The organism is Dickeya poaceiphila (assembly GCF_007858975.2).
Classification (GTDB): domain Bacteria; phylum Pseudomonadota; class Gammaproteobacteria; order Enterobacterales; family Enterobacteriaceae; genus Dickeya; species Dickeya poaceiphila.
Window position 1 is genome coordinate 4036473 of sequence record NZ_CP042220.2, and the last position, 20569, is coordinate 4057041.

General features: G+C 54.3%; 20 protein-coding genes. 8 read left to right on the plus strand and 12 right to left on the minus strand.

Annotated features, from left to right (window positions below; genetic code table 11):
• Nucleotides 1-264: 264 nt before the first annotated feature.
• Together gltB and Dpoa569_RS18115 are read left to right on the plus strand one after the other, a co-directional pair.
• Nucleotides 265-4725, plus strand: a complete 4461-nt coding sequence (gene gltB, locus Dpoa569_RS18110) for a glutamate synthase large subunit (RefSeq protein ID WP_042867985.1) — start codon at nucleotides 265-267, stop codon at nucleotides 4723-4725.
• Nucleotides 4726-4734: 9 nt separating this feature from the next.
• Nucleotides 4735-6153, plus strand: coding sequence for a glutamate synthase small subunit (locus tag Dpoa569_RS18115; RefSeq protein WP_146411630.1), 1419 nt, complete (start codon nucleotides 4735-4737; stop codon nucleotides 6151-6153).
• Between the two features lie 106 nt (nucleotides 6154-6259).
• Here the strand turns inward: Dpoa569_RS18115 and sspB are convergent, their stop codons facing one another.
• The gene (gene sspB, locus Dpoa569_RS18120; RefSeq protein ID WP_042867981.1) at nucleotides 6260-6757 is read right to left on the minus strand and encodes a ClpXP protease specificity-enhancing factor; all 498 of its coding nucleotides are present in this window, start codon (nucleotides 6755-6757) and stop codon (nucleotides 6260-6262) included.
• A 4-nt stretch (nucleotides 6758-6761) separates the two neighbouring features.
• The gene (gene sspA / locus Dpoa569_RS18125) at nucleotides 6762-7403 is read right to left on the minus strand and encodes a stringent starvation protein SspA (protein WP_042867980.1); all 642 of its coding nucleotides are present in this window, start codon (nucleotides 7401-7403) and stop codon (nucleotides 6762-6764) included.
• Between sspA and Dpoa569_RS18130 the strand changes: the two genes are divergently transcribed.
• The gene (locus tag Dpoa569_RS18130) at nucleotides 7402-7626 is read left to right on the plus strand and encodes a hypothetical protein (protein ID WP_146411632.1); all 225 of its coding nucleotides are present in this window, start codon (nucleotides 7402-7404) and stop codon (nucleotides 7624-7626) included. The two genes, sspA and Dpoa569_RS18130, sit on opposite strands and share 2 nt — an antisense overlap.
• A 99-nt stretch (nucleotides 7627-7725) precedes the next feature.
• On the opposite strand, the gene rpsI is transcribed toward Dpoa569_RS18130, so the two are convergent.
• From rpsI to zapE, 3 genes are all read right to left on the minus strand, one after another.
• Nucleotides 7726-8118: a 30S ribosomal protein S9 gene (gene rpsI, locus Dpoa569_RS18135; RefSeq protein ID WP_012883053.1), complete on the minus strand. Its 393-nt coding sequence runs from the start codon at nucleotides 8116-8118 to the stop codon at nucleotides 7726-7728.
• Nucleotides 8119-8133: 15 nt separating this feature from the next.
• Entirely contained in the window at nucleotides 8134-8562 is a 429-nt protein-coding gene (rplM, locus tag Dpoa569_RS18140; protein WP_012883052.1) for a 50S ribosomal protein L13, read from the minus strand.
• Between the two features lie 251 nt (nucleotides 8563-8813).
• Nucleotides 8814-9944 carry a cell division protein ZapE gene (gene zapE / locus Dpoa569_RS18145; protein WP_042867976.1) on the minus strand — a complete coding sequence of 377 codons (1131 nt, stop codon included), beginning with the start codon at nucleotides 9942-9944 and terminating at the stop codon, nucleotides 8814-8816.
• 212 nt (nucleotides 9945-10156) lie between these two features.
• Between zapE and zapG the strand changes: the two genes are divergently transcribed.
• The 3 genes from zapG (at nucleotide 10157) to degS (ending at nucleotide 13317) form a co-directional block, all read left to right on the plus strand.
• A complete protein-coding gene (zapG, locus tag Dpoa569_RS18150) occupies nucleotides 10157-10561 on the plus strand; it encodes a Z-ring associated protein ZapG (protein WP_042867974.1) in 405 nt (134 codons plus the stop codon).
• A 233-nt stretch (nucleotides 10562-10794) separates the two neighbouring features.
• Nucleotides 10795-12165: a serine endoprotease DegQ gene (degQ, locus tag Dpoa569_RS18155; protein WP_042867972.1), complete on the plus strand. Its 1371-nt coding sequence runs from the start codon at nucleotides 10795-10797 to the stop codon at nucleotides 12163-12165.
• An 87-nt stretch (nucleotides 12166-12252) separates the two neighbouring features.
• Nucleotides 12253-13317, plus strand: coding sequence for an outer membrane-stress sensor serine endopeptidase DegS (gene degS / locus Dpoa569_RS18160; protein WP_042867970.1), 1065 nt, complete (start codon nucleotides 12253-12255; stop codon nucleotides 13315-13317).
• Nucleotides 13318-13369: 52 nt separating this feature from the next.
• Here the strand turns inward: degS and murA are convergent, their stop codons facing one another.
• The 7 genes from murA to mlaF all read right to left on the minus strand — a co-directional run bounded on the left by murA (nucleotide 13370) and on the right by mlaF (nucleotide 18256).
• Nucleotides 13370-14632, minus strand: a complete 1263-nt coding sequence (gene murA, locus Dpoa569_RS18165; protein WP_042867968.1) for a UDP-N-acetylglucosamine 1-carboxyvinyltransferase — start codon at nucleotides 14630-14632, stop codon at nucleotides 13370-13372.
• Nucleotides 14633-14685: 53 nt separating this feature from the next.
• Nucleotides 14686-14940, minus strand: a complete 255-nt coding sequence (gene ibaG, locus Dpoa569_RS18170; RefSeq protein WP_042867966.1) for a BolA family iron metabolism protein IbaG — start codon at nucleotides 14938-14940, stop codon at nucleotides 14686-14688.
• A 132-nt stretch (nucleotides 14941-15072) separates the two neighbouring features.
• On the minus strand, nucleotides 15073-15375 hold the full coding sequence (gene mlaB, locus Dpoa569_RS18175; RefSeq protein WP_042867964.1) for a lipid asymmetry maintenance protein MlaB: 303 nt from the start codon (nucleotides 15373-15375) through the stop codon (nucleotides 15073-15075).
• Nucleotides 15368-16000 (minus strand): phospholipid-binding protein MlaC, encoded by a 633-nt coding sequence (mlaC, locus tag Dpoa569_RS18180; RefSeq protein WP_042867961.1) that lies wholly within the window; start codon nucleotides 15998-16000, stop codon nucleotides 15368-15370. Before mlaC ends, mlaB begins: the two co-directional genes overlap by 8 nt.
• Before the next feature lie 11 nt (nucleotides 16001-16011).
• On the minus strand, nucleotides 16012-16656 hold the full coding sequence (gene mlaD, locus Dpoa569_RS18185) for an outer membrane lipid asymmetry maintenance protein MlaD (RefSeq protein WP_042867959.1): 645 nt from the start codon (nucleotides 16654-16656) through the stop codon (nucleotides 16012-16014).
• A 4-nt stretch (nucleotides 16657-16660) separates the two neighbouring features.
• Nucleotides 16661-17443 (minus strand): lipid asymmetry maintenance ABC transporter permease subunit MlaE, encoded by a 783-nt coding sequence (gene mlaE / locus Dpoa569_RS18190; RefSeq protein WP_042867957.1) that lies wholly within the window; start codon nucleotides 17441-17443, stop codon nucleotides 16661-16663.
• A 3-nt stretch (nucleotides 17444-17446) separates the two neighbouring features.
• On the minus strand, nucleotides 17447-18256 hold the full coding sequence (gene mlaF, locus Dpoa569_RS18195; protein WP_042867956.1) for a phospholipid ABC transporter ATP-binding protein MlaF: 810 nt from the start codon (nucleotides 18254-18256) through the stop codon (nucleotides 17447-17449).
• Nucleotides 18257-18536: 280 nt separating this feature from the next.
• On the opposite strand from mlaF, the gene Dpoa569_RS18200 reads away from it, so the two are divergent.
• Complete coding sequence (locus tag Dpoa569_RS18200) at nucleotides 18537-19499, plus strand: calcium/sodium antiporter (RefSeq protein ID WP_042867954.1); 963 nt, start codon at nucleotides 18537-18539, stop codon at nucleotides 19497-19499.
• Between the two features lie 29 nt (nucleotides 19500-19528).
• Nucleotides 19529-20515, plus strand: coding sequence for an arabinose-5-phosphate isomerase KdsD (gene kdsD, locus Dpoa569_RS18205; protein ID WP_042867952.1), 987 nt, complete (start codon nucleotides 19529-19531; stop codon nucleotides 20513-20515).
• Nucleotides 20516-20569: the final 54 nt, after the last annotated feature.

The window sequence follows — 20569 nt, forward strand, 5'->3', positions numbered from 1 at the left end:
GCTGGAAGCTTTCCTGACGAGTTAATGTCTCGTCATATTTATGCAGTAAAGAAGAAGACTCCCTCATCAAGCAAATCACATCACTTGTGAGACCTTACGAGAGGCCAGATAAAAGAGAGCGGCGCACACCACTGATGCCAATCAGGCGCAGTGAAGGGGTCGCTCGCGGTTAGCACGCGGTTAACGCACATTACGCACCCGTATTCTGGCAGTGAGATTAACGATTGAGGTAGTCATACAGAGCCTGGGGAGGTTCACTGAGATATGTTGTACGATGCATCCCATGAAAGAGACAACTGTGGTTTCGGATTGATCGCCCATATAGAAGGTGAACCGAGCCATAAAGTCGTGCGCACAGCGATTCACGCACTGGCACGAATGCAGCACCGTGGCGCGATTCTTGCCGACGGCAAGACCGGCGACGGTTGCGGGCTATTACTTCAAAAACCGGATCGTTTCTTCCGTCTGGTTGCCGCAGAACAAGGCTGGCGACTGGCTAACAATTACGCGGTCGGCATGTTGTTCCTCAGCCGGGATGAAGAGAAAGCCCACGCCACTCGCCAGATTGTCGAAGAAGAACTGCAAAATGAAACCCTGTCCGTACTCGGCTGGCGCGATGTGCCCACCAACCCGGACGTATTGGGTGAGATAGCGCTCTCTTCCCTGCCGCGCATCGAACAGATCTTCGTTAATGCCCCAGCTGGCTGGCGTCCGCGTGATATGGAGCGTCGCCTGTTTATGGCGCGTCGTCGTATTGAAAAACGCATACAGGATAAAGACTTCTACGTCTGCAGCCTCTCCAATCTGGTGAATATCTATAAAGGTCTGTGTATGCCGGCAGACCTGCCGCGGTTCTATCTTGATCTGGCAGACTTGCGCTTGGAATCGGCTATTTGCCTGTTCCACCAGCGCTTCTCCACCAACACCGTGCCGCGCTGGCGTCTGGCGCAACCGTTCCGCTATCTGGCGCATAACGGTGAAATCAACACCATTACCGGCAACCGCCAATGGGCACGCGCCCGCGCCTACAAATTCAAGACCCCGTTGATTCCTGACTTGCTGAACGCGGCGCCGTTTGTTGACGAAAGCGGTTCGGACTCTATGTCGCTGGACAACATGCTGGAACTGTTCCTGGCAGGCGGGATGGACATTGTGCGCGCCATGCGCCTGCTGGTGCCGCCAGCCTGGCAGAACAACCCGAATATGGACCCGGAGCTGCGCGCCTTCTTTGACTTTAACTCCATGCATATGGAGCCATGGGATGGCCCGGCCGGTCTGGTGCTGTCCGATGGGCGCTACGCTGCCTGTAACCTTGACCGTAACGGTCTGCGTCCGGCGCGCTATGTCATCACCAAGGATAAGCTGATCACCTGTGCATCCGAAGTAGGTATCTGGGATTACCAGCCTGACGAAGTGGTGGAAAAAGGCCGCGTCGGTCCGGGTGAACTGATGGTTATCGATACCCGTACTGGCCGTATTCTGCATTCAACCGAAACCGATGATGACCTGAAAAGTCGCCACCCGTACAAAGAGTGGATGGAGAAGAACGTTAAACGTCTGGTACCGTTCGAAGAACTGCCGGATGATCAGGTTGGCAGCCGGGAGCTGGATGACGCCCTGCTGGAAACCTACCAGAAGCAATTTGGCTACAGCTTTGAGGAACTGGATCAGGTTATTCGCGTGCTGGGGGAAAACGGTCAGGAAGCGACCGGCTCCATGGGTGATGACACGCCATTTGCCGTGCTGTCGAGCCGCCCACGCATCATTTATGATTATTTCCGTCAGCAGTTCGCACAGGTAACCAACCCGCCTATCGACCCGCTGCGCGAAACGCACGTCATGTCGCTCGCTACCTGCATCGGTCGAGAAATGAACGTATTCTGCGAAGCAGAGGGACAGGCTCACCGCCTGAGCTTCAAATCGCCGATCCTGCTCTACTCTGACTTCATTCAGTTGATCAATCAGGATCCAGAGCACTATCGCGCTGAGAAGATCGATATCACCTTCGATCCTAAACAACGTTCGCTACAGGAAACCGTCGAAAAACTGTGTGACGAAGCGGAATACAAGGTACGTGCCGGCGCGGTGCTGCTGGTGCTGAGTGACCGTGGCATCACGCCTGATCGCCTGCCGGTGCCAGCGCCAATGATGGTGGGCGCGATTCAGACGCGGCTGGTGGAAAAAAGCCTGCGTTGCGACGCCAACATTATCGTGGAAACCGCAAGCGCCCGCGATCCGCACCACTTCGCAGTACTGCTCGGCTTCGGCGCTACCGCCGTTTACCCATATCTGGCCTATGAAACGCTGGCCCGTCTGGTAGATAACCACTCTATCGACAAACCGTACCGTACCGTGATGCTGAACTACCGCAACGGCATCAACAAAGGTCTGTACAAGATCATGTCCAAGATGGGGATCTCTACCATCGCCTCCTATCGCTGCTCGAAACTGTTCGAAGCGGTCGGCCTGCATCAGGACGTTGCGTCCCGTTGCTTCCAGGGCGTGGTGAGCCGTATTGGCGGCGCAAGCTTCAGCGACTTCGAGCAGGACCTGCAAAATCTGTCCAAACGCGCCTGGCTCAAGCGTCAGAAACTCGATCAGGGCGGCCTGCTCAAGTTTGTTTATGGCGGTGAATACCACGCCTACAATCCTGACGTGGTGAAAACACTGCAAACCGCAGTACACAGCGGCAACTATCAGGATTACCAACAGTACGCCAAACTGGTTAACGAGCGCCCGGCATCCATGCTGCGCGACCTGTTGGCGCTCAAGCCGCAGGAAGGCGCTGCTATCCCGCTGGAGAACGTCGAGCCGGATTCGGAGCTGTTCAAACGCTTCGACACCGCTGCCATGTCTATCGGCGCGTTAAGCCCCGAAGCGCATGAGTCGCTGGCGGAAGCCATGAACAGCCTTGGCGGCTTCTCCAACTCCGGCGAAGGAGGCGAAGATCCGGCTCGTTACGGTACCAATAAAGTATCCCGTATCAAGCAGGTGGCTTCCGGTCGCTTTGGCGTGACCCCGGCTTATCTGGTTAATGCCGACGTTATCCAAATCAAGGTGGCGCAGGGTGCCAAGCCGGGTGAAGGCGGTCAGTTGCCGGGCGATAAAGTGACGCCATATATCGCGCGTCTGCGTTATTCCGTACCGGGCGTGACCCTGATTTCTCCGCCGCCGCACCATGATATTTATTCAATCGAAGATCTGGCTCAGTTGATTTTCGACCTGAAGCAGGTTAACCCGAAAGCGATGATTTCGGTCAAGCTGGTTTCTGAACCGGGTGTCGGCACCATCGCCACCGGCGTGGCAAAAGCGTATGCCGACCTGATTACTATCGCCGGTTATGACGGCGGCACCGGCGCCAGTCCGCTGACATCGGTGAAATACGCCGGTTGCCCGTGGGAACTGGGTCTGGTGGAAACCCAGCAAGCGCTGGTAGCCAACGGACTGCGTCACAAGATTCGCTTGCAGGTGGATGGCGGTCTGAAAACCGGTCTGGATATCGTGAAAGCCGCGATTCTGGGTGCGGAAAGCTTTGGCTTTGGCACCGGCCCGATGGTGGCGCTGGGCTGTAAATATCTGCGTATCTGCCACCTGAACAACTGCGCTACCGGCGTGGCAACACAGGATGACAAGCTGCGCCGCGACCATTATCACGGCCTGCCGGAGCGCGTGGTCAACTACTTCACCTTCATCGCCCGCGAAACCCGCGAGCTGATGGCGGAACTGGGCGTCAGCCGTCTGGTAGACCTGATTGGCCGCACCGACCTGCTGGTCGAACTGGATGGCATCACCGCTAAACAGAACAAGCTGGACCTGTCGCCGCTGCTGCACACCGTCGCGCCGCAATCTGGCAAAGCGCTGTATTGCACCGAGGGCAACCCATCGTTTGATAAAGGGCTGCTGAACAAAGAGCTGATCGCACAGGCTCAGGCGCATGTCGATGCCAGACAGAGCAAAGCGCTCTATTTTGACATCCGCAATACCGACCGTTCCGTCGGTGCGACCTTGTCCGGCGTGATTGCGGCGAAACACGGCGATCAAGGGCTGGCGAGCGATCCGATCAAAGTGCATTTCAATGGCACGGCTGGGCAGAGCTTCGGTGTATGGAACGCTGGCGGCGTTGAGCTGGCCCTGACCGGCGATGCTAACGACTACGTGGGAAAAGGCATGGCGGGCGGTGTTATCTCCGTACGTCCACCGGTTGGCTCAGCCTTCCGCAGCCATGAAGCCAGCATCATAGGTAACACCTGTCTGTACGGAGCAACCGGCGGCAAACTGTTCGCCGCAGGCCGTGCCGGAGAACGTTTCGCGGTGCGAAACTCCGGTGCCATCACCGTGGTGGAAGGCATTGGTGATAACGGCTGCGAATACATGACCGGCGGTATCGTCTGCATCCTGGGCCGTACCGGCGTTAACTTCGGTGCGGGCATGACCGGCGGCTTCGCCTACATACTGGATGACGACGGTGAATTCCGTAAGCGCGTCAATCCGGAACTGGTTGAAGTGCTGGATGTGGAAAACCTGGCGATTCACGAAGAACACCTGCGTGGGCTGATTACCGAGCACGTTCAGCAAACGGGTTCACAGCGTGGCGAAGAAATTCTTGCCAACTGGCCGGTCTGGGCATCGAAATTTGCGCTGGTCAAGCCGAAGTCAAGTGATGTGAAAGCGTTGTTGGGTCATCGTAGTCGTTCCGCAGCAGAGCTGCGGGTACAGGCGCAGTAAGAGGTCATCATGAGTCAAAATGTTTATCAGTTTATCGACTTACAGCGCGTTGATCCGCCCAAGAAGCCGCTGAAGATTCGTAAAATCGAGTTTGTTGAAATTTACGAGCCATTCTCGGAAAGCCAGTCCAAGGCGCAGGCAGATCGCTGCTTGGCCTGTGGCAACCCTTACTGTGAATGGAAATGTCCGGTCCACAACTACATCCCAAACTGGCTGAAACTGGCCAACGAGGGCCGGATTATTGAGGCGGCGGAACTGTCTCACCAGACCAATAGCCTGCCGGAAGTCTGTGGCCGTGTTTGTCCGCAGGATCGTCTGTGCGAAGGGTCTTGCACCCTGAACGACGAATTCGGTGCCGTAACCATCGGCAATATTGAGCGCTACATCAACGATAAAGCGATTGAGATGGGCTGGCGTCCGGATGTGTCGTCCGTGCAGCCAACTGGCAAGCGTGTAGCCATCATCGGTGCTGGCCCTGCCGGGCTTGCCTGTGCTGACGTGCTGACCCGCAACGGCGTGAAGGCGGTGGTCTATGACCGTCATCCGGAAATCGGCGGCTTGCTGACTTTCGGTATCCCGGCGTTCAAGCTGGAAAAAGAGGTGATGACCAAACGCCGCGAAATCTTCACGGAGATGGGAATCGAGTTTCAGCTAAACACCGAGATCGGCAAAGACATTCAGTTGAACGACCTGCTGGTAGAATATGACGCCGTCTTCCTGGGCGTCGGAACCTATCAGTCGATGAGTGGCGGGCTGGAAAACGAAGACGCGCCGGGCGTATACGACGCGCTACCGTTCCTGATTGCCAATACCAAGCACCTGATGGGTTTCAAAACCAGCGAACAGGAACCGTATATCTCGATGCAGGGCAAACGTGTGGTAGTGCTGGGTGGTGGCGATACCGCGATGGACTGCGTGCGGACTTCGATTCGTCAAGGTGCGACTCACGTCACCTGTGCCTACCGTCGTGATGAAGAGAACATGCCAGGCTCCAGGCGCGAAGTGAAAAATGCGCGCGAGGAAGGCGTAGAGTTCCGCTTCAACCTGCAGCCGCTCAGCATTGAAATCAACGGTGCCGGTAAAGTATGCGGCGTTCGCATGATTCGTACCGAACTGGGCGCGCCGGATGCCAATGGCCGCCGCCGTCCACAAGCGGTGGAAGGGTCAGAGCATGTGCTGGAAGCCGATGCGGTCATCATGGCGTTTGGCTTCCGTCCGCATAAGATGGCATGGCTGGCAGAGCATGGCGTGGAACTGGATACGCAGGGCCGCATCATCGCACCGGAACAAAGCAACAGTGCATTCCAGACATCAAACCCGAAAATCTTCGCTGGCGGTGATGCGGTACGTGGTTCTGATCTGGTGGTGACCGCGATAGCAGAAGGCCGTAAAGCCGCTGACGGGATCATGAACTATCTGGAAGTCTAATCCCTTCTGATACTCCAAAGGCGGCGCTGGCCGCCTTTAACTTTATCTTGCAGATATAAGCAAACAGTAAAAAGGCACTATAACGTGCCTTTTTTATCAATCGCGATTATTTGACTACTCGCAGGGAAGGTCTGCCGCCTCTCGGTGGCTGCGGCGGTTCATCATCTGGCTGCTCGTTTTGCAATGAGGAAGACTCATTGTCCACCACCGAAATCAGCGTCGGTTTGGATGCCTCTTCAGTTTGAGGTTGCTCACCAAATTCTTCGACGATTTCGTAGGCTGGCTCAGGCTCAAACATGGTGCCCGCACCATTTTCACGGGCATAGATCGCCATAACCGACGCCATTGGAGCGAACACCTGACGGGGAACACCACCAAAACGCGCATTGAAACGTACGCAGTCATCAGCCAGCTCAAGATTTCCCACCGCACGCGGCGCAATGTTCAGGACAATTTGTCCGTCACGGGCAAATTCCATCGGCACCTGCACGCCGGGAATGCTTACATCCACTACCAGATGCGGCGTCAGCTGGTTATCCAGCAACCAGTCATAAAAGGCCCGTAATAAATACGGGCGGCGCGGAGAGAGCTGAGACAACGTCATGCCATTACCCTCTGGACTGCAACCGGATTTCACGCTCGGCTTCAGTCAGTGAAGCGAGAAAGGCATCACGCTCAAACACGCGAGTCATATAACCTTTCAGTTCCTTCGCTCCAGAACCGCTCAGTTCGATACCCAGCACCGGCAGACGCCACAGCAACGGAGCCAGGTAACAATCCACCAGGCTAAATTCTTCACTCATGAAATAAGGCGCTTCGTTGAACACCGGGGCAAGCGCCAGCAACTCTTCGCGCAGTTGCTTACGCGCAGCTTCCGCATCCGATGCATTACCATTCAGGATAGTTTTCATCAACGAATACCAATCCTGTTCGATGCGGTGCATCATCAAACGGCTATTACCACGCGCCACCGGATAAACCGGCATCAACGGCGGGTGCGGGAAGCGCTCATCAAGATATTCCATGATGATACGTGATTCATACAACGTCAGCTCACGGTCAACCAATGTCGGCACAGAACCGTAAGGATTGAGGTCGATAAGATCCTGCGGCAGATTATCCATGTCCACCTGCTCAATCTCGACACTCACCCCTTTTTCGGCCAGTACGATACGGACCTGATGGCTAAAAATGTCGGACGGACCAGAAAACAGCGTCATCACCGAACGTTTGTTGGCAGCGACAGCCATGAAAACCTCCAAGTTATCGAAAAAATACGGCGAACAACCGATCGAGAATATGATCCTGCTGGCCTTGCCGCGTTTAGGCTTCCCCAAGGGGGAGAAAGCGGACGACATCCGTCGTTCTGTTAAAATCACTTGCTGGCGAAAGGCACAAAACCGGGCAATAGTTTATCAGATTCTGTTTGTTTTGTGGGGGGATAAGCGTGTTTTCATAGTTAACCCACAGTAATCAAAGCAGATTTTTTCCATGAATAACGCTGAGCGAAAAAAAACCCGGTGATAAACACCGGGTTTTTCTGCGTTGATTTCGCTGCCAGGCAGCCAGAAATTAACGTTTGGAGTACTGCGGACGACGACGTGCTTTGCGCAGACCCACTTTTTTACGTTCAACCTGACGAGCGTCACGGGTAACGAAGCCAGCTTTACGCAGTTCAGAACGCAGAGATTCGTCGTATTCCATCAGAGCGCGGGTGATACCGTGACGGATAGCACCGGCCTGACCAGAAATACCACCACCTTTAACGGTGATGTACAGATCCAATTTACCAACCATATCGACCAGTTCCAGCGGCTGGCGAACGACCATGCGCGCGGTTTCACGGCCAAAGTACTGCTCCAGAGTACGCTGGTTGATGACGATATTGCCACTGCCCGGTTTGATAAATACGCGAGCGGCGGAGCTTTTGCGGCGACCAGTGCCGTAGTATTGATTTTCAGCCATTGCCTGTAATCCCGATTAAATGTCCAGAACTTGCGGTTGCTGTGCCGCGTGATTGTGCTCGTTACCCGCGTAAACTTTCAGTTTACGGTACATAGCACGACCCAGCGGGCCCTTCGGCAGCATGCCTTTAACCGCGATTTCAATTACGCGCTCAGGACGGCGGGCAATCATCTCTTCAAAGGTCGCTTCTTTGATACCACCGATGTGGCCGGTGTGATGGTAGTACATTTTGTCAGAACGTTTGTTGCCGGTTACAGCAACTTTTTCTGCGTTCAGAACGATGATGTAGTCACCGGTATCAACGTGCGGAGTGTATTCCGCTTTGTGCTTACCGCGCAGACGACGAGCCAGTTCAGTAGCCAGACGGCCAAGAGTTTTGCCGCTCGCGTCAACAACGTACCAGTCGCGTTTTACGGTTTCTGGTTTAGCTGTAAAAGTTTTCATTAAAAGCTTACCCAATTTAAGTTACACGTTGGTGAACACCCAAACGCTTAAATAAATAGTGTTGAGGTTCACACGGCTATCTAGTCCAGCAAACCTACCCCTTCGAATAGCTATTGCCAGCGCGATTAAAGTTTCGGGAAAAAACTTTGTTGTAACGTGGGGTCGCAAGATTATAGAGAAGTCGATTTCAAAGATCGACTTTTTTCTCTAACAATTTCCTGCCCGCCTACGTCGCCGGTTGCAGGAAACCATTACGGCAAATGCGGCTGGCGCAAGTACTCTTCGCTTTGCATCTCCTGTAAACGCGACAGACAGCGCTGATATTCAAATTTCAGGTGTTCGCCCTGATAAATGTCAAACATCGGTGCCTGTGCAGACATAATCAGCTTCACCCGGCGTTCATAGAACTCGTCCACCAGCGCCAGAAAACGACGGGCAGCATTTTCATCTTTAGCTTCCATCACCGGCACATGGTGCAATAACACCGTGTGGTACAACCGCGATAATGCGATGTAATCGTTCTGACTGCGCGCATCAAGACACAACGTGGCAAAATCTACCGCCAGCACACCATCCCCCGCGCTCAGTGTTGCCAACGGGCGATGATTAATCTCCAGCACCGGGCCTGGCTGACTGACATCACGCCCGGACAGGCGACGAAACATTGCCTGCATCTGAGCATCGGTATCCGCATTGATTGGGGTAAGGTACAAGTGTGCCTGAGTCAGGGTACGTAGCCGGTAATCAATGCCTGCATCCACATTGAGCACATCGCAGTAGCGCTTGATCAAATCAATGGCAGGCAGGAAACGCGCGCGCTGCAACCCATTGCGATACAACTCGTCTGGCGGAATGTTAGACGTCGCTACCAGCGCAATCCCCCGCGAGAACAATGCTCGCAACAGTTCCGCCAGCAACATGGCGTCGGTAATATCAGACACGAAGAATTCATCGAAACACAAAATATCGGTCTGAGCCTTAAAGCCATCCGCCACCTTTTCCAGTGGGTTTTCCTGCCCTTGTAGCTGGTTCAGCTCTTCATGCACCCGTAGCATAAATCGGTGGAAGTGCAGCCGGAGTTTGCGCTCCGAGGGCAAACTGTGGAAAAACAGATCCATCAGCCAGGTTTTACCTCGCCCCACTCCGCCCCACATATACAGCCCTTGCACCGGCGATGGTGGTTTTCCCTTATTTCCCAGCCAATTGCGCCATTTCGACATCAGTCCCGGCGCGCGGTTTTCCGTTTGTCCCCATACCTGTTCCGTCAGCGTTTGATGAATGGCGTTTAGGCGGACTACAGTTTGATGCTGCACCTCATCGGGTTGATAGGTCTGGGCCATCAAAGCCTGCTGGTAAAGTGCCAAAGGGGTTGTTCTCTGCATAGCACAAAATCCCTGAGAAAAATTTCGTTATATTTTATCGTGCGTTAACGCCGGTTCAGCCCGTGATCGTGAGCGTTAGCGCTTCGCGGTGACCACATACCCGATCAGACCAGATCTACAAGGACTCCACTCCGGCGAGGTTAGCGGTTATAGTGGCTATTATTAAGTGAAAAAACCCTACGGGACAACGAAGTCAAAATAGGAGTCGTTTTATGACCTGGGAGTCTGCGCTGATTGGATTTGTTATCGGTGTCATCATTGGCGCTGTCGTGATGCGGTTTGGCAACCGTAAATTGCGCCAGCAGCAGGTACTGCAAAACGAACTGGAGAAAAACAAAACCGAACTGGAAGAATATCGTCAGGAATTGGTCAGCCATTTTGCCCACAGCGCAGAACTGCTCGACAATATGGCACGCGATTACCGTCAGCTTTACCAACATATGGCGAAAAGCTCCAACAACCTGCTGCCGGATGTTCCGATGCAGGACAACCCGTTCCGCTATCGCCTGACCGAGGCCGAATCGGACAACGACCAAGCCCCGGTAGATATGCCGCCGCGCGACTACTCAGGCAGCGCATCTGGCCTGCTTCGTGGCGCACGACCAACAGGCAAGTGACCGCTAGCTTTGCTGACCTTGCCGTTCTTATTCACCCTGACGACACGCAATTTGTCGTCAGGGTGTGTTCTGTGATAGGCCATGCCTACCTTCCCGTAGCAACGGTTGTTACATTCTGCTGACGAAATATCAGCGAACTTTACACACCGCACTGTGTCTGAGTATTCACCGCAAGTTTAAGTTTATATATCATCGTTTTATTCATAGGCAGGTCGTGAGAGAGTTAACAATCAATGAAAAAAACATCGTTGTTATATAGCGCACTGGCACTCGGTATTGGACTGTCGTTGTCTTCATTGCCCCCGGCCAACGCCGCGTTGCCTGCCGTTGTAGAAGGTCAGGCTCTGCCCAGTTTGGCGCCGATGCTGGAAAAAGTGCTGCCTGCCGTCGTGAGCGTTCACGTGGAAGGTACACAGGTACAGCGCCAGCGTATCCCGGAAGAGTTCAAATTCTTCTTTGGCCCCAATACCCCGTCCGAAAAACAAAATGCGCGTCCGTTTGAAGGATTAGGTTCAGGCGTCATTATCAATGCCGAAAAAGGCTATGTGTTAACCAACAATCACGTCGTCAACAACGCAGATAAAATTCAGGTGCAGTTGAATGATGGTCGTGAATATGACGCCAAACTGATAGGCCGCGATGAACAAACCGATATCGCACTGTTGCAGTTGAATGACGCCAAGAATCTCACCGAAATTAAAATGGCGGACTCTGATCAGTTACGCGTCGGCGACTTCGCCGTTGCCGTCGGCAACCCATTTGGACTCGGTCAGACCGCAACCTCCGGTATTATTTCCGCGCTGGGCCGCAGCGGCCTGAATCTTGAAGGGCTGGAAAACTTTATCCAGACCGATGCTTCCATTAACCGCGGTAACTCCGGCGGAGCACTGGTCAACCTACGGGGCGAGCTGATTGGCATTAACACCGCGATTCTGGCGCCAAGCGGTGGCAACGTGGGTATCGGTTTCGCCATTCCGAGCAATATGGCGCAGAATCTGGCACAACAGTTGGTGGAATTCGGCGAGGTAAAACGCGGCCTGTTGGGTATCAAGGGCAGCGAGATGACCTCCGAGATAGCCAAAGCGTTCAAAGTGGATGCCCAGCGCGGTGCTTTCGTCAGCGAGGTCATTCCGAAATCTGCCGCGGCCAAGGCGGGTATTAAAGCGGGCGATGTGCTGATATCGCTGGATGGTAAACCCATCAGCAGCTTTGCCGAACTGCGAGCCAAAATTGGCACGACCGCGCCGGGTAAAACCGTCCGCATCGGCCTGCTGCGCGAAGGCAAGCAACAGGAAGTGGCCGTGGTACTGGATAACAGCACCAACGTCACCACTAATGCCGACACGCTGTCTCCGGCGTTGCAGGGCGCGACCCTCAACAACGGACAGCTTAAAGACGGCAGCAAAGGCGTGGCGATTGATAACGTGGCCAAAGACAGTGCTGCCGCTAAGGTTGGCCTGCAGAAAGGCGATATTATCGTCGGCGTGAATCGTGAGCGCGTGGAAAACATCACTCAGTTGCGCAAAATTCTGGAAGCCAAACCCTCGGTGCTGGCCCTGAATATTGTGCGTGGGGATGAAACTATCTATCTGCTGCTGCGTTAAGCCATGAAAAAGTGGACGCCGCGCGATGCGGCGTCCATTCTTCTCTGATATTCTGCGATTAAACCTTCTTTTACACCCAAAACGCTCATGCTAACCAAACTGTTACGTTCGACGCTGTTCGGTGTCATCGTGGCCGGTATTCTGTTGCTGGCCATTCCGGCACTGCGTTCCAGCCAGGGATGGTTCAAATCCGACAGCGACAGCAGTCAGGAAACCCCGGTCAGTTATTACCAGGGAGTACGCCGCGCCGCGCCAGCTGTGGTGAACGTATACAATCAGGGCAACGATCCAGCGACCAAAAACGAGCTGAACATTCGCACCCTGGGTTCCGGCGTAATCATGAACAACAAAGGGTACATCCTGACCAACAAGCATGTGATCAGCAATGCCGAACAAATTGTGGTCACATTACAGGATGGTCGTATCTTTGAAGCGCTATTAGTGGGTTCAGACAGCCTGACCGATCTGGCTGTACTGAAAATCGAAGGCACTAATCTACCGGCGATCCCCATCAACCCGAAACGGGTGTTCCATGTCGGCGACGTCGTGATGGCTATCGGCAATCCCTACAATCTCGGCCAGACGGTGACCCAAGGGATCATCAGCGCTACTGGTCGGGTAGGACTCAGCGCCTCTGGTCGGCAGAATTTCCTGCAGACCGATGCTTCAATCAACCACGGCAACTCCGGCGGAGCGCTGGTCAACACACTCGGTGAACTGGTTGGCATCAATACCTTGTCATTTGATAAAAGTGATGATGGCGGCACGCCGGAAGGCATTGGTTTTGCTATTCCCGTTGCACTGGCGACCAAAATCATGAACAAATTGATCCGCGATGGACGGGTGATTCGTGGTTATTTCGGCATCCGTGGCGCACAGCGTGAGCGGCTGGGCAATCAGGTCACCGGTCTGGAACGGTTGCAGGGTATCGTCGTCAGCGAGGTCGATTCCGGCGGCCCGGCAGATAAAGCAGGTATTAAGAAGGGCGATTTGCTGCTGGAAGTGAATAACAAGCCAGCACGTTCGGTGATAGAAACCATGGATCAGGTAGCAGAGATTCGGCCCGGTTCCGTCATTCCCGTGGTCATTTTACGTGATAATCAGGAAATAAAGCTCAATATGACCATCCAGGGATACCCTACCAGCGACTAAGCCGTGCCGGCAGTAACGCCGGGTGATGCAGTAGCTCACCCGGCGGTAACGGTTAGTCGTTAGCACTTACCCGTTCAATGTTGGCACCCAACGCACGCAACTTGTCTTCAATGCGCTCGTAGCCGCGATCAATATGATAAATACGATCCACTAGCGTAGTGCCTTGCGCAATACACCCCGCCAGTACCAGACTGGCCGACGCACGCAGGTCGGTTGCCATTACCTGTGCGCCAGACAAGCGCTCGACGCCATGGCAAATCACCGTGTTACTCTCGATTTCCGCCTGCGCTCCCATGCGAATCAGTTCAGGGATATGCATGAAGCGGTTTTCGAAAATGGTTTCCGTGATAACGCCAGTACCTTCCGCTACCAGATTCAGCAGACTGAACTGCGCCTGCATATCGGTTGGGAATCCTGGATGCGGAGCAGTACGCACATTGACTGCTTTAGGCCGGCAGCCATGCATATCCAGGCTGATCCAGTCTTCACCGGTTTCGATATCAGCGCCCGCTTCACGTAGTTTGGACAACACGGCGTCCAGCGTATCCGGACGGGTGTGACGGCACAGCACCTTACCACCAGATACCGCAGCCGCCACCAGGAAAGTCCCGGTTTCAATGCGATCCGGCAGCACGCGATACACCCCGCCGCCCAGACGTTCCACCCCTTCGATGACGATTTTGTCACTGCCAGCGCCGCTGATTCTGGCGCCCAGGGTATTGAGGAAATTCGCGGTATCGACAATTTCCGGCTCGCGCGCCGCATTCTCAATGATGGTTTTGCCTACCGCCAATGTTGCAGCGCTCATGATAGTGACCGTCGCGCCGACACTGACTTTATCCATCACGATATGTGCGCCTTTCAACCGACCATCGACCGAAGCCTTCACATACCCTTCTTCCAGCGTGATACTCGCTCCCAACTGTTCCAGGCCATTAATGTGCAAATCAACCGGACGAGCGCCGATGGCACAACCTCCCGGCAACGACACCTGCCCCTGACCAAAGCGCGCCACCAGAGGACCCAACGCCCAGATAGACGCACGCATGGTTTTCACCAACTCATAAGGGGCACAGAACACATTGACCGTGCTGGCATCAACATGAACGGAACCGTTACGCTCAACGCGCGCCCCCAGTTGGCTCAGCAACTTCATGGTGGTATCGATATCACGCAGTTTGGGAACATTCTGGATTTCTACCGGCTCTTCAGCCAGCAAGGCAGCAAACAGGATAGGCAGGGCGGCATTTTTAGCGCCAGAAATAGTAACTTCACCAGCGAGCCGGGTTGGCCCCTGCACACGAAATTTATCCATAGTGACGATTTCTCAATATTCAGATTCAATAGCACGGCCTGGCGGCCACTGACTTACAGACCGCTCAATTTACGGTCGCGCTGCCACTCTTCAGGGGTATAAGCCTTGATCGACAACGCATGAATGCGATTATCCGCGATATATTCCATCAGAGGCGCATAGACCGCCTGTTGCTGTTTTACGCGGCTCATACCCTTGAACAACTCACCTATCACAATGACCTGAAAGTGGCTGCCGTCACCGGAAACATGCACTTCCGCAAGCGCCAACGCCTTCATCAGCACGTCTTTAATTTCGTCGTTTTCCATTGATCTCGATTCTACGTCAGGGGGGATGATAAACAGGGTGGTATCTTAGATGAATCTGCCGCCATCTTAAACAAAAGAAATCCCCCTTGCGCAATGCGACAAGGGGGAAGCTTAATCATAAAAACACAACGATCAGACCACTAAGCGGATAGGAATAATTTCATTCAGGTTATACAACTGGATCAGCGTACGGAGCTTATCACTGGCACCAACAATCGCCAGCGACGATCCGTTCTGTTCCTGCTGGTGATAAAAGTGCACCAACAGAGCAAGACCCGCGGAATCCACCCTTTCAACCTGTTCCACATTCAGCACTCGGCTGGCAGCCAGCAGTGCGTCACGCTGCTGCCATAGTGGCAGTAACGTATCACGATCCAGGCTGCCTTCCAGATGCAGGGTGTCGTTTGCCTGCCGCCACCGCAGTGCATCAGCCATTTTTCTGATCCAGCGTAATCGGCTGCTGAGCCGCCGCCTGTAACTGTTTAGTCAGCCCATCCACCCCATTCTGGCGCAGCGTGGACGCCCATTCGTTCTGTTTGGTGGTAATCATGCTCACCCCTTCGGCGATCATGTCGTAAGCCTGCCAGTAACCGGTTTTGGTGTTCTTACGCCACTGAAAATCCAGGCGAATCGGCGGGCGACCACCGTTATCAATAATAGTCACGCGGATGGAAACAATCTCGGCATTACCCACCGGTTGCTCTGGCGCAATCTCGTAAGTCTGACCATGATAAGACGCCAACGCCTGACCGTACGCCTGCTCCAGATATGCCCCAAACGCCTTGAAGTAAGCCTCGCGCTGATCCGGTGTGGCATCCTTATAATACTGACCCAGCACCAACGCACCGGCGTATTTTATCTGCACATAAGGCAACAGTTCCTCGCGTACCACAGTACGCAGGTAGTTAGGGTCCTGTTTAATACGCGGCTGTTCATTTTTGAGACGATCAAAGGTCTTCTGCGCCGCATCATGCATCAGGCTATAAGGGTTCGTCTGGTCAGCCGCACTGACAAACGGGGCCACCACCAACAGTGCCACCATCAATAAACGTTTTAACATGCTGTGTCCTCTTAAGGCTGTTGGGCCGGTTTATTACCAGATTCAGGTTTTACCGCCTCACCGCTTTTATCCGCAGGTTTGGCTTCTGCCGGTTTGGCATGGCTCTGATTCGTATTATCTGGGCTAGCCGCATCGGGGTTAACCGTATTTGGGTCTGCCTTATTCTGGTTGGCATTGTCAGTATTGCTGCCGCCGCTCTTATATAGGAATTGACCGATAAGGTCCTCCAGTACCATCGCTGACTTGGTATCCTGAATCGTCCCACCGTCTTTCAAAATCGAGGTTCCCATATCCTCGTCTTCAAACCCGATATTCAGCGCCAGATACTGTTCTCCCAGCAGACCAGAGGTACGAATCGCCAGCGAACTGGTATCCGGAATCTGGTCGTAACGCTGATCAATATCCATCGCTACCCGCGGCAGATATGTCTTGGTATCCAGCGAAATATCCTTCACCCGACCAATCACCACCCCACCGATTTTCACCGGCGAACGCACCTTGAGGCCGCCAATATTGTCGAAGGTTGCGTACAAACGGTAGGTTTGCTGTGGCCCCAGTGATTTCAGGTCCGCCACCTTCAGGCATAAAAAGACTATGGCGCACAGCGCGATCAGCATGAACACGCCAACCCCTATTTCATGTTTCTTTGTTTGCATCGACTCATTTCCCAAACATCAGTGCTGTCAGCACAAAATCCAATCCCAGTACCGCCAACGACGAGTGCACCACTGTGCGGGTCGTCGCGCGGCTGATGCCTTCTGACGTCGGAATCGCGTCATAACCATTGAACAGAGCAATCCAGGTGACGGTAATGGCAAACACCAGGCTCTTGAGAACACAATTAAGCAGGTCTTTCTGCCACTCCACCGCGTTTTGCATTGCCGACCAGAAAAAGCCGCTGTCGATACCTTTCCAGTCCACACCAACCAGCGCTCCACCCCAGATGCCGACAGCGACAAAAATCACTGCCAACAGCGGCATGGAAATCACCCCAGCCCAGAAACGCGGCGCCACTACACGGCGCAACGGGTCCACCGCCATCATCTCCATGCTGGATAACTGCTCGGTCGCCTTCATCAGGCCGATTTCCGCCGTCAGGGCAGAACCGGCACGCCCGGCGAACAGCAGCGCCGTCACCACCGGTCCCAGTTCACGCAGCAATGACAGCGCTACCATCATGCCCAAACTGGCTTCCGCGCTGTAGGTAGTCAGGACCAGATACCCCTGTAAACCCAACACCATGCCGATAAACATGCCGGATACCATAATGATCAGCAATGATTGCACGCCCACGCTATAGAGCTGTTTGCGCAGTAGCGGCCACTGCCTGGCCGGTTCCGGTTTGCCCACCAGCGCATTGAACAACATCAGCCCGGCCCGCCCGAAAGCGGCACACACCTGAATGCCAACACGTCCCAGCGACGCTAATGCCTGTACTAGCATGTATTACTTACTCCCCAAGCCTAACAACCCACGCTGATAATCTTCCGCCGGATAGCGGAACGGCACCGGGCCGTCGGCAATGCCATCAAGAAATTGCCTCACGCGCGGATCGCTATTGTGCTGCAATTCAGTCGGCGATCCCTCCGCCACCACACGCTGATCGGCAATGATATAAGCATGATCGGCAATACTCAGCACTTCCGGCACATCGTGAGACACCACGATGCAGGTCACGCCGAGCGCCTGGTTCAACTCGTCAATCAACTTCACCAGCACTCCCATGGTGATCGGGTCCTGACCAACGAACGGCTCATCGAACATGATCAGTTGCGGATCAAGCGCAATGGCGCGCGCCAGCGCCACACGCCGCGCCATGCCGCCCGAAAGCTCAGACGGCATCAGCTCCGCCGCCCCGCGCAACCCAACGGCTTCCAGCTTCATCATCACCGTGCTGTGCAGCAAGGGTTCCGGTAGTTGCGTATGTTCGCGTAGCGGCCAGGCAACATTGTCGAACACGTTCAGGTCGGTAAACAACGCCCCGGACTGAAACAACATGCTCATCTTCTTACGAGTCTCATACAAACGGGAACGGGAAAGCGTCGGAATATTTTCCCCGTCGAACCAGATTTCGCCGCTGTCCGGTTGCAATTGCCCACCAATTAACCGCAGCAGCGTGGTTTTACCGATGCCGGACGGCCCCATGATGGCCGTGATTTTTTGCTTTGGCACATTCAGCGAGACATCCGAAAAAATCGGCCTGTCGCCCCGCCGGAAGCTGAGCCCGCGAATTTCTACCAGATTTTCGTGGTTCATGGTTTCTTTCCTCAACGACCGCCGTTTGCGACCGCCTGTTTTCACATTTTTGCACCGCACTGCCCCGATAATCCTGTTTTGGGGTGCTACGCTGGCGCTCCACTGTTACAGAATCAGCACACTGGTTCGTGACCAAAATTGCCATTGGTTTTACTTTTTCGCCTTGCGCAGTCAGAATTAGCGCTAACGAGAAAAAATGGCGGTTTTGCTTATTATTCGTCCAGAAATACTGGTTTGTTCGCCAATAAACCGGTGATTATACCTGAATAAAGGACGCTTCATGCTTTTTGCGACAGTACTGTTAATTGTTGGTTTAGTGTTACTGGTTTATGGCGCCGACCGTCTGGTGTACGGCGCTGCCGTACTGGCCCGCACATTTGGCGTACCGCCGATGGTTATCGGCATGACGATCGTAAGCATGGGGACATCGCTGCCCGAACTGATGGTATCGGCAACCGCCGCGCTCAACCATCAAACTGACATGGCCGTTGGCAACGTATTGGGTTCAAACATCGCCAATATCCTGCTGATCCTCGGCAGTGCTGTACTGATCCGCCCACTGACTTTTCATTCCACGCTACTGCGTCAGGAACTGCCGCCCATGCTGGTGGTGACGCTACTGTGCGGCGTTCTGCTGCACGACAACTTTCTAAGCCGTCTGGATAGCGTGTTGCTATTGCTGACGGCCATTGCCTGCATCGTGCTGATGCTACGCATGGCACACGCCGCCCAGAACCGCGGCGATGACAGCCTGACCCAAGAACGAATAGCAGAGTTGCCGCGAGAGAACAATCAGACTGTGGCGCTGTTATGGTTGCTGATAGGCTTGATTATTCTGCCGATGTCATCGCGGATTGTGATCGATAACGCCACGGTTATCGCCAATTACTTTAATATCAGCGAACTGACCATTGGGCTGACAGTGTTGGCTGTCGGTACCAGTCTGCCGGAATTAGCAACGGCGATAGTCGGTACGCTGAAGAAGGAAGACGACATCGCACTCGGCAACCTGATTGGCTCCAATATCTTTAATATCGTGATAGTGCTGGGCGTGTCCGCCCTTTTGTCCCCCGGCGCGGTAAACCCGCTCGCGTTTTCACGCGATTACTGGGTGATGCTTGGAGTCAGCGCGTTCCTGACGATTCTTTGTCTCCGCCAGAAACGGCGCATCGGTCAGGGCGCAGGCGCATTGCTGTTGTGTGCGTTTATCGCGTACCTTTCGGTGCTGTTCTTGTTCTCATAGCCAGCGCATGGCAACGCAGGATGTTTTACATGTCACATTTCGAGTTACAACCTGGTTTTGATTTCCAGGCCGCCGGTCGGCAAGTTCTGTCTATCGAGCGCGACAGTCTCGCGCAGTTGGACCAATATATTGACGACAATTTCTCCCGCGCCTGCGAGAAAATGTTTCACTGCCACGGCAAAGTCGTGGTGATGGGCATGGGCAAGTCGGGGCATATCGGCTGCAAGATGGCCGCTACTTTCGCCAGCACCGGTACGCCGGCTTTTTTTGTCCACCCCGGCGAAGCCAGCCACGGCGATTTGGGCATGATTACCGCACAGGATATCGTGATAGCCATTTCCAACTCCGGCGAGTCCCATGAAATCCTGGCGCTTATCCCGGTGCTAAAACGCCTGCAAGTGTGCCTGATCTGCGTGACCGGCAACCCGGAAAGCACTATGGCCAAAGCGGCGGATATCCACCTTTGCGTTCACGTGTCACAGGAAGCCTGCCCACTTGGTCTGGCGCCCACCTCCAGCACCACCGCGACATTGGTGATGGGCGATGCATTGGCCGTTGCACTATTGCAGGCACGTGGTTTTACTGCCGAAGATTTCGCGTTGTCGCACCCCGGCGGCGCACTTGGTCGCAAACTGCTGTTGCGAATCAACGATATCATGCACACTGGCGACGAGATCCCTCGCGTCAACCGTGATGCATCGCTGCGTGACGCACTGCTGGAGATTACCCGCAAAAATCTGGGGATGACGGTCATTTGCGGCCCGGATGACCGTATCGAAGGCATCTTTACCGACGGTGACCTGCGCCGGGTGTTCGATATGAATATCGACCTCAATAGCGCCGGCATCGCTGATGTGATGACGCGCGGCGGCATCCGGGTGACGCCGCAAATACTGGCAGTCGACGCCCTGAATCTGATGCAATCCCGCCACATCACCTCGCTGCTGGTAGCAGAAGATGATCGTCTGCTGGGGATAGTCCACATGCACGATATGCTGCGCGCGGGTGTGGTATGAACCTGACGTGCGCGCGCCACTGGCCACTGAATGAAAAACCAAGGATACGAGTGA

Coding starts and splice junctions, on each gene's coding strand:
- sspA (WP_042867980.1), bottom strand. CDS start 7,403: ATGGCTGTCGCTGCCAACAAACGTTCGGTGATGACGCTGTTTTCTGGT.
- mlaE (WP_042867957.1), bottom strand. CDS start 17,443: ATGCTAGTACAGGCATTAGCGTCGCTGGGACGTGTTGGCATTCAGGTG.
- rpsI (WP_012883053.1), bottom strand. CDS start 8,118: ATGGCTGAAAATCAATACTACGGCACTGGTCGCCGCAAAAGCTCCGCC.
- kdsD (WP_042867952.1), top strand. CDS start 19,529: ATGTCACATTTCGAGTTACAACCTGGTTTTGATTTCCAGGCCGCCGGT.
- Dpoa569_RS18115 (WP_146411630.1), top strand. CDS start 4,735: ATGAGTCAAAATGTTTATCAGTTTATCGACTTACAGCGCGTTGATCCG.
- degQ (WP_042867972.1), top strand. CDS start 10,795: ATGAAAAAAACATCGTTGTTATATAGCGCACTGGCACTCGGTATTGGA.
- mlaF (WP_042867956.1), bottom strand. CDS start 18,256: ATGAACCACGAAAATCTGGTAGAAATTCGCGGGCTCAGCTTCCGGCGG.
- sspB (WP_042867981.1), bottom strand. CDS start 6,757: ATGACGTTGTCTCAGCTCTCTCCGCGCCGCCCGTATTTATTACGGGCC.
- gltB (WP_042867985.1), top strand. CDS start 265: ATGTTGTACGATGCATCCCATGAAAGAGACAACTGTGGTTTCGGATTG.
- zapG (WP_042867974.1), top strand. CDS start 10,157: ATGACCTGGGAGTCTGCGCTGATTGGATTTGTTATCGGTGTCATCATT.
- mlaB (WP_042867964.1), bottom strand. CDS start 15,375: ATGGCTGATGCACTGCGGTGGCGGCAGGCAAACGACACCCTGCATCTG.
- zapE (WP_042867976.1), bottom strand. CDS start 9,944: ATGCAGAGAACAACCCCTTTGGCACTTTACCAGCAGGCTTTGATGGCC.
- Dpoa569_RS18200 (WP_042867954.1), top strand. CDS start 18,537: ATGCTTTTTGCGACAGTACTGTTAATTGTTGGTTTAGTGTTACTGGTT.
- mlaC (WP_042867961.1), bottom strand. CDS start 16,000: ATGTTAAAACGTTTATTGATGGTGGCACTGTTGGTGGTGGCCCCGTTT.
- ibaG (WP_042867966.1), bottom strand. CDS start 14,940: ATGGAAAACGACGAAATTAAAGACGTGCTGATGAAGGCGTTGGCGCTT.
- Dpoa569_RS18130 (WP_146411632.1), top strand. CDS start 7,402: ATGAAAACCTCCAAGTTATCGAAAAAATACGGCGAACAACCGATCGAG.
- murA (WP_042867968.1), bottom strand. CDS start 14,632: ATGGATAAATTTCGTGTGCAGGGGCCAACCCGGCTCGCTGGTGAAGTT.
- rplM (WP_012883052.1), bottom strand. CDS start 8,562: ATGAAAACTTTTACAGCTAAACCAGAAACCGTAAAACGCGACTGGTAC.
- mlaD (WP_042867959.1), bottom strand. CDS start 16,656: ATGCAAACAAAGAAACATGAAATAGGGGTTGGCGTGTTCATGCTGATC.
- degS (WP_042867970.1), top strand. CDS start 12,253: ATGCTAACCAAACTGTTACGTTCGACGCTGTTCGGTGTCATCGTGGCC.